Origin of the sequence: Rhizobium sp. CRRU65 (assembly GCF_048551595.1) — a bacterium.
GTDB classification, from domain to species: Bacteria; Pseudomonadota; Alphaproteobacteria; order Rhizobiales; family Rhizobiaceae; genus Rhizobium; species Rhizobium leguminosarum_J.
The window spans coordinates 644,531-651,745 of sequence record NZ_JBLYZH010000002.1 but is presented as its reverse complement, the minus strand read 5'-3'; the positions used below and the strand labels follow the sequence as shown (position 1 = coordinate 651,745).

The window sequence follows — 7,215 nt, the reverse complement described above, 5'->3', positions numbered from 1 at the left end:
CCCCCACTACGAAGTGCCCGCCCCCGATCGAGTTTTTCAGGCATTGTTTCGGGGCAAAAGGCTGAACGTAAATGATGTTTAAAAGTTTTGCCGGGGTTGATCTTTTCTTTCGCCTTCAAAATCAGAACTTTATCAAACGATATGAGAGCCATATTAGCGGTCCGCCCCTCGATATGGCTATTTGTCTATGTCGATCTTGTTTCTTTGGCTGACCAGAGGATCCGTACTGGATTACATCGCCCCGCAACTAAGATACATGTTGGTTATTCTACCCAAATACTACTATGAACTGCCATGGCTGGCCGAAAACCATCCAGAACAGGTCGCCCTTTACACATGTCTTTCGTTTTCTCTGATCACCTTTACGGTCGTGAAGACACTATTGTTTTCGGTTTATATAATTTCCTCGCAATTGAGCCGAGAGATTATAGTTGCCGATCTAAAAAACTTTTTTAAAACGGACTTGGTATATTTGCTCACCTTCGTTGTTTTAATTATTCTCATCCCTTTGCCGATCTACGGTGCAGGCGCTTCGACAACAGTTGTCGGAAATGCGTATTCCCTCACCTTTTTCAATATACTTTTTCTAAAGATGCTGAGCGGTGGGATCTCGTCGACCGTTTTGCTAGCCAAGAGAATCAAAAGGCCGAACAGAAGCGATCAAGTGGAAGTTACTAGCAACGACTGAGGGGCTGTTTGCCGAGCGACGAGACGCATTCGACTGGCCGGTGTTGGACCTTAGCGTATGTCGTCCAACTCATAAATCGCCAGTTGATCAGCGGCTTCGCGCAACCCCTTATAAGACGCGTGCCGTAGCTTCCCGTCATGCGTCCAGGCCCGATATTCGATCTCGGCAACCAGCTCCGGACGGACGAAGACGGCATTTCGCTTCCTCCCGGTATCGACAGCGGGCTTGTTGATGATCAGCTTGTCCATCTGCTCCCGGAGCTCCGCGGCGGAACGTTCGTTGAAGCCGGTTCCAACGCCCCCAACGTAGACGAGCTCGTTTCCCTTGCGCGCGGCGAGCAGCAGCCGCCCGATCCCAGCTCGCGCAACTGTGGATCGCTCATAGCCGACGATCACAAAACTGTCGCTCTGGACGCATTTGATTTTCAGCCAGTCGCCGAGCCGGCCGGAGCGATAAGGCACGTTCCGGCGCTTGGCGATGATACCTTCCAATCCGTGTTCGCAGGCGCTTGCCAGCAGCTGATCACCGTCGGCCTCGATCTCCTCCGAGAGCCGGATATTGCCCAGCTCGCAGGCCGGCACTAGATCCTCGAGCAGATGCCGGCGCATGTCGAGTTCGGAAGTTCTGAGGTCGTGACCGTCGAAATAGAGCAGATCGAAGGCCATGAAGATGGCGTCGCTTGACCTCTTCTTGCCGCCCCGCCCGCCCAGCGATTGTTGCAGCAAGCCGAAATCCGACCGGCCCTGCTCGTCGAGAACCACGGCCTCGCCATCTAGGATTGCCGTGCCAACCGGAAGCCACAGGGCCGCTTGTTGAATTGCCGGGAAGCGATCCGTCCAGTCGTGGCCGCCGCGCGTCAGGATGCGAATGCCCGTCGGCTCGATATGCACTGCCAGGCGATAGCCATCCCATTTCACTTCGAAGGCCCATTGCGGCCCTTTGGGCGGCTTCGGCTTCAGGAGAGCAAGGCATGGATCGATGCGATCCGGCATGGGGTCGAGGAGGAGGTTCGGCTGGGCAGGATTTCGCGGCTTGCGCGGCCGCGATCGAACCGGCTTGTCAGCATCCTCCAGGAGCGGCTTTGGTTTTGGCGGCTTTGTCATGCCGCCATCCCATCAGCAATGCCTTAAAAAGCAATTGCCTAATAAGTGTTATTGACATTCGGCTAAGACGAGAAGGGGTCTGAGTAGCAACGGAGCAGATACCTGCATAAGATTTCACGCGCCATGCCCATCGGGGATTGACGGATCGCGCAGCGGTCGGAGTTCCCCACGTGCGACAAATCCGGCAGTGTGGTGCGTATCTACCGACCATGTTGATATGTTTGAGCCCGAGGGCCGACAGTTTATCGGCTATAGGTTTCTGCACGGGTATTTATTATGCGGGCCCTTCTAACGGCTTTGCGATCGGCTCCACATCAACGCATTAAACCCGGGTTCGTTGGAGCGGAAGCGGCGGCTGGAATCGACCCATTCCTGTCATTCGGAGCCAGTTCGTGGATTCCCGAAAGCTGCCGCTTATCACAACAGAGCGATGCCAACTTCGCGCTACCGGCGCTCTTCCGGGCCCGACAGCCCCTGCGGCGAGGCAGGTTTTCCGCTTATGAGGCTTATGCCGCACTTGGCCTTGGCAGCTTGCCCCGCGCGTTGGAAGAAACGGATTTCCGTGGCGATGCTTTCACGGAACGGATCGGTTTGGTTGAAGTAGTCGCGGTCCAGACCGAGCTTTGCACCGTCTGCATCGCCCTCGTAATAGGTGCCGAACAAATGATCCCAGATCGGGAAATAATTGGCGAAATTCTTGTCGTGATGTTCCCGCACTCGGGAGTGATGGATGAAGTGGTCGCGTGGTGACTGGATCACGTATTTGCCAAACCAGCCATGCCAGGGAATGGCACTGTGCTTGACCAGGCCAATGGCGCCAAAGGTGATGGTCACGAAGGCGAATTCGGCCGTTGGCAGGCCGATAAGCAGCGCCGGAACGACCATGATGGCCATGTTTATGGCCTTCTCCAGCGGATGCTCCCGCGACGAAGTCAGCGCGTTGAACTCTTCGGCTGCGTGGTGAAATTCGTGCAGCCGCCATAGTACGGGCAGCCGGTGCATCAACCGATGCTGCCAGTAGCTCAAGAAGTCTGACAGCACTAGGAACAAGAGAACATGTGCCCAGCTTGGCAGCCTCCCGGCAAGGTCCAGGTGGGGGGCATCCTGAGCCGCGTGGGTGATGGCATAGGACAAACCAAATGACGCAAGCGCCGCGAATAGCGTAATCATTCCCGTCGCCTGAAGGACGAAATAGACGATATCGGTGATTGTGGATTTGCTGCGTTCGAAGAAAACCCGACGGAATCCGGAATTGCCGAACCCCACATAGGTGAGTTCCACCGCGAAAACCGTCAGAACCAGGCCAATGGAAATGGCGAAACTGAGCGCCATTGCCTCACCATTGAGATAGTAAGTTTTGTAAAAAAAGCCTCCAAGCTTGTGCAGGCAGTATTCGACGACCAGCTCCATGGCGCTGCTCCAAAACACGAACTCGTACAGCTTAGTCCTGACGATGCGCTTTTGCCAGATTGCTCAAAGGACGATCAGGGGGCGTCCTTTTGATGTATTGCCAGCGGTGGAAGTGCAGTCCCGGGAGGTATGCCGGAGGGTCGAGGAGTATTATGAAAACTGCTGGAATCACATCGCCGGCCGCAAGGCCGATAAAAAATCTGTCGGGAGGGAACAATTCGGCTCCGCCGATCGTAAGGAGTCGGGTCGTGCAGAGATTTGATATGGCAGCCACCCTACACTTCAATGTGCGGCCCACCGCAACCCAAACTCGCCCCGTCCTACCTAAGGCGGGGCTTTTTTTGGCGTTTCGGCCCATCGGCTTCGACACTCCAGGAGGTTGGATGAGCGACACCGACAATCCCGCCCCCTTCTGGGCCGACTCGTTGGTGGTGCTTAGAGCACTTCCCTCATAATCTTACGAACAGGAACAGGTGCTCAGGTGGAGCTAGAGGCGGCCGAGCTTTGATAGCGCCTTTGCTCGACACTACTTCCAGGAGTTCTTGCCGATATTCTCTTTTCCGTTCAACACGGTAACCGACTTAGGACCTGTTTTATTCCAGGTCTCGCATACCTCTTTCCCAGCGTCCGTTCCGCCCTTCCACGTGCGGCAGAACTTGTTGCCAGTAATGTGCCACACGCCGTCAATGGTGATCACATCTCCGGAATCGAGTTTGACCGAACCATGTGCGGTACCGTCCTTGAGAACCGAAAGCTCGCCGTTGTAGCCTTCTTTTGGCCCGCCCAGCACAATCACCTTGCCGTCCGAAAGCAGAGCTTGAAGCTCTTTTCCAGTCATCGCGGTAGCAGCAATAGCTTGCGCTCCGAGAAACAATACGGATAGTCCAGTTAATAGAATTCTACGCATGCGCCATTCTCTCCGAGTTTTGACAAGCAACATTGTCATCCAATTCATATGAACCACAAGTTGGCGGCTGTCACGTACCAGTTTTGTGGCCGCTACATCTACAACAAGACGGCGGCGTACTTCTGCGAGAGATATCAAATCGAGGCATTGCGAACGGCAGCACTACGTTCGGGAAATGTTTATCGCTGAACTATCTGCTATGGCTGATGTCAGCTCGTCCCCGTCCCGCAGGCCTAACCAGTTGCAGCGACGCATGAGAGAAGCTGCAGCTTTTTCTGAGCTCAAGCCTGCCTGATGGGAAATCCGACGAGCCGTTCGTATTCGCGCTCAGGAACACCATAGGAGCCACCGGCTATCTCCTCCAGCTTCGGCCTGTCCAGGATCCGAATATTCCCGCGCGTGGCCTTGATGGCGTGCACGCCCTCGAGGATGTGAATTTCATTGGTGACCCCCGCACGCCGGACGCCGAGCATAAGCGAGAGGAACTCGTGGGTGAGAGGCAGATTCTTGTCCCGCAGCCGGTCGTGGCACATCAGCAGCCATCGCGCCAGCCGTTCAGGCATGTTGTAGCGGGCATTGGCAAGGGCGGAATGGGCAAGCTGCAAATCGCAGCAATGCGCATATCTGAGAAGCAGGTCGTTGGCCGACGGAACCCGTTCCGCCATGGAAAGAAGCGCGGATACCGGCACCGAAATTCCGTGCCCCTCGACCTGCATGAAGGTCCTGTTCGGAGTCTGGTTGACCTTCAGCAGCACATGAGACCCTGCCATGCCCTCATATCCGACATGCCCGACCTCCACGGATTCGTCATCGGAGTTGGTGGCAACGACTGATGCCAAGCCGCTTTCCAGGAAGTAGGCGGCCTCACTTGGCACATCCGGCGCGATCACTTCCAATTTCACCGGAAGCGCTACCGGCTGCATCGCGGCCCGCAGCAGATCGAACGCTTCGGGCTCGAGCGCTCTCAGAAGTAGGTTTCGAACATCAGACTGCGAAAAGTCGGACATAGCCCAGCCTCCGGCGGGATTGAGCCCGATCTCATGTCGACGTCACGGGGACGCGTCAGCAATGTTAAGCTTATGGGTCAAAGCACTAGTACAGGCCAAGAGGGGCTAAGCCGTCTGTGCGGTTTTGACATTTCTACAATGCGCCAGGCACTTGCACAGCGACATTTACATGATCCACGATTTGGACGGCTGCCGTGAAGGATAGAACAATGACGGTAAAGCCGCGCTCATCGGTGACGTTCATAAGCCACGCAGAAACGTCACCCTTCGTCAACAGAGCGCCCCGCAGCCGCTCGGCTATGGTCTCCACAGCCTCGGTACGGGCGCTCTGCAGGTCCGGGTGCTCCGAGCCCAGAGTGTCCGGAATCGAGATGCCGTCATGAACGTTGAAAAAGTAGCGAGCCATCCAGCCATTGCTCCTGTACAGGCAAGAGCAATCGGGTTCTCTTAGCCATCCGCGCCTGGGTCGATGGCGGATGATGTCCCATCATCGCATGTGATCACGTTCTAAAGAAGGCGCATTGCGCGCGGTCATCGGCGTCACTGCGAGCGAATGATGAAGAGATCCGTCAGAAGCTACTCAAGGAAGGGCAGGTCAAGGCATGGATTTCGCGACAGCGAAGCCGATCAGAGGTTAGGAGGCCGCCCAACGCACAGGAGACATTATGCTTGGGGTTAGCAAGTAATCGCTGAGCGGCCTACTGAATAATACTCAGTGCGCGTGTAATTTGAAGAGACTTTGTCCTTCTGAGCGAAATCGTACGATATTTGATTAATTTCTGAGCGAACCTGTGGAAAGTAATATTATTCATTGCTCACGTAGGAGGGCTATGTAAAGTAGTTGTAGCAACGCCACGATGCGTTCCTGCCTAGAAACCACCCCCCTATCTAAGCCCCGCTCTTGCGGGGATTTTTCTTGCTCTGGGTAGTTAAGCTCTGGAGGATCGGTACAAAAGTGTACCGGGAACCGGCCTGCCCCTTGGTTGTTGGCCTGGAAGGAACGCAATGGTGTGTTCCTCTAAGGCCCGTCAACTGCCCCGCCCAGGCGGGGCTTTTTTTATTACAGAGATCCCCTTCGCGTCACGGCCAGCTGATATCTGAGGGCTTTTCTGGCCAGCCCTGCAGTCCATACTGCCGGCCGCCGCTCTCATGCCGAAAGTCTGGGGATCATGAGGCGGCAGGATTTCCAGCGCTCGCCCCGGTGCCCGGCCCATCGCGCGTCAAATTGTCCCCTTCGATCTTCGCATGGAACTGGGATTCATGTGCCCATTCCGTCTCTGCCGCTTCCAACTCCTCCGGGGAAAGATGGTAGATAACGAACTTTTCAAGCACTTCGTCCACGTCCCGGGCCATGCCGAGAAGGTCCATGGACTTGCCCATATGGCCGCGCTCTCCGAACGTATCGAAGCACATGCCAGAGACCATATCTCGAAGGGCGAGAACCTTCTTCGTCGCCTCCGCCAAGAAGTGTGGTTCATCTCCAAAATCGAGTGAATCAGACACGGCCTGCGCTCGACGGGAAAGAGCTTCTGATCGAGACCTCGACCCGTCTTCCTCGAAAACGTCATAGCACTGTCTGCTGACGTGCTCCGCGTAGACCGCGAATCTCATGACATCGCGTGGCGAGATTTTCTGATCGTTTCTGTACACAATGGTGGGCATGCCAAATCCTCCACGCTGGAATAGGAATATCAGGTTGCCGCAGGAATGTTGCTATTTTGTTCTTTTTGGTGAAGGAGTCAAGGGCGCTTTTTCTTCAGGACCGTCAGCCCGCTGTCGAAGTCGGCGTTGGCGGCAAGCATGAGCGCGTGGTTGTCAGCCAATTCGCGATTGTCGTTGACCTTGCCCCCAAGTTTTATCCAGTTTTGAGTTCGCTCCAGCGGTTTTTGGTTGCTGTTGTTGGTTCGCTAGCGGCGGGTTGCGGTGCGGAGCCATTTCGACTGCGCGGCACCGCATCACGTCGCGGGTTGAAACGAGACCCTGCTGGACCGGCGATTTAACGTTCAAACAGCCGATTCGCCTTTTGGTGGTGGAGCCAATCCCTTTTGCCAGATGTGCGCATCGGGAATTTTGCATCAATCTTGCCATTTCACCGGAGGG

At 55.5% G+C, this 7,215-nt stretch carries 7 protein-coding genes; 1 reads left to right on the top strand and 6 read right to left on the bottom strand.

The window, feature by feature from the left end; genetic code table 11:
- Window positions 1-738: 738 nt before the first annotated feature.
- The 6 genes from ligD to ACM5SV_RS06315 form a co-directional block, all read right to left on the bottom strand.
- The gene (gene ligD / locus ACM5SV_RS06340) at window positions 739-1,791 is read right to left on the bottom strand and encodes a non-homologous end-joining DNA ligase (RefSeq protein WP_003553081.1); all 1,053 of its coding nucleotides are present in this window, start codon (window positions 1,789-1,791) and stop codon (window positions 739-741) included.
- A gap of 444 nt (window positions 1,792-2,235) precedes the next feature.
- On the bottom strand, window positions 2,236-3,201 hold the full coding sequence (locus tag ACM5SV_RS06335) for a sterol desaturase family protein (RefSeq protein WP_419425162.1): 966 nt from the start codon (window positions 3,199-3,201) through the stop codon (window positions 2,236-2,238).
- 526 nt (window positions 3,202-3,727) lie between these two features.
- A complete protein-coding gene (locus tag ACM5SV_RS06330) occupies window positions 3,728-4,108 on the bottom strand; it encodes a hypothetical protein (protein ID WP_017996646.1) in 381 nt (126 codons plus the stop codon).
- Window positions 4,109-4,389: 281 nt separating this feature from the next.
- Complete coding sequence (locus tag ACM5SV_RS06325) at window positions 4,390-5,115, bottom strand: Crp/Fnr family transcriptional regulator (protein ID WP_222005562.1); 726 nt, start codon at window positions 5,113-5,115, stop codon at window positions 4,390-4,392.
- Between the two features lie 133 nt (window positions 5,116-5,248).
- Complete coding sequence (locus ACM5SV_RS06320; RefSeq protein WP_017996648.1) at window positions 5,249-5,521, bottom strand: DUF6894 family protein; 273 nt, start codon at window positions 5,519-5,521, stop codon at window positions 5,249-5,251.
- A gap of 761 nt (window positions 5,522-6,282) precedes the next feature.
- Window positions 6,283-6,777 carry a hypothetical protein gene (locus ACM5SV_RS06315; protein ID WP_017996649.1) on the bottom strand — a complete coding sequence of 165 codons (495 nt, stop codon included), beginning with the start codon at window positions 6,775-6,777 and terminating at the stop codon, window positions 6,283-6,285.
- Between the two features lie 56 nt (window positions 6,778-6,833).
- Between ACM5SV_RS06315 and ACM5SV_RS06310 the strand changes: the two genes are divergently transcribed.
- On the top strand, window positions 6,834-7,115 hold the full coding sequence (locus ACM5SV_RS06310) for a hypothetical protein (protein WP_080518594.1): 282 nt from the start codon (window positions 6,834-6,836) through the stop codon (window positions 7,113-7,115).
- Window positions 7,116-7,215 lie beyond the last annotated feature (100 nt).

Excerpts from the sequence above, each read along its gene's own strand:
- ligD (WP_003553081.1), bottom strand. The coding sequence starts at position 1,791 with ATGACAAAGCCGCCAAAACCAAAGCCGCTCCTGGAGGATGCTGACAAG.
- ACM5SV_RS06335 (WP_419425162.1), bottom strand. The coding sequence starts at position 3,201 with ATGGAGCTGGTCGTCGAATACTGCCTGCACAAGCTTGGAGGCTTTTTT.
- ACM5SV_RS06330 (WP_017996646.1), bottom strand. The coding sequence starts at position 4,108 with ATGCGTAGAATTCTATTAACTGGACTATCCGTATTGTTTCTCGGAGCG.
- ACM5SV_RS06325 (WP_222005562.1), bottom strand. The coding sequence starts at position 5,115 with ATGTCCGACTTTTCGCAGTCTGATGTTCGAAACCTACTTCTGAGAGCG.
- ACM5SV_RS06320 (WP_017996648.1), bottom strand. The coding sequence starts at position 5,521 with ATGGCTCGCTACTTTTTCAACGTTCATGACGGCATCTCGATTCCGGAC.
- ACM5SV_RS06315 (WP_017996649.1), bottom strand. The coding sequence starts at position 6,777 with ATGCCCACCATTGTGTACAGAAACGATCAGAAAATCTCGCCACGCGAT.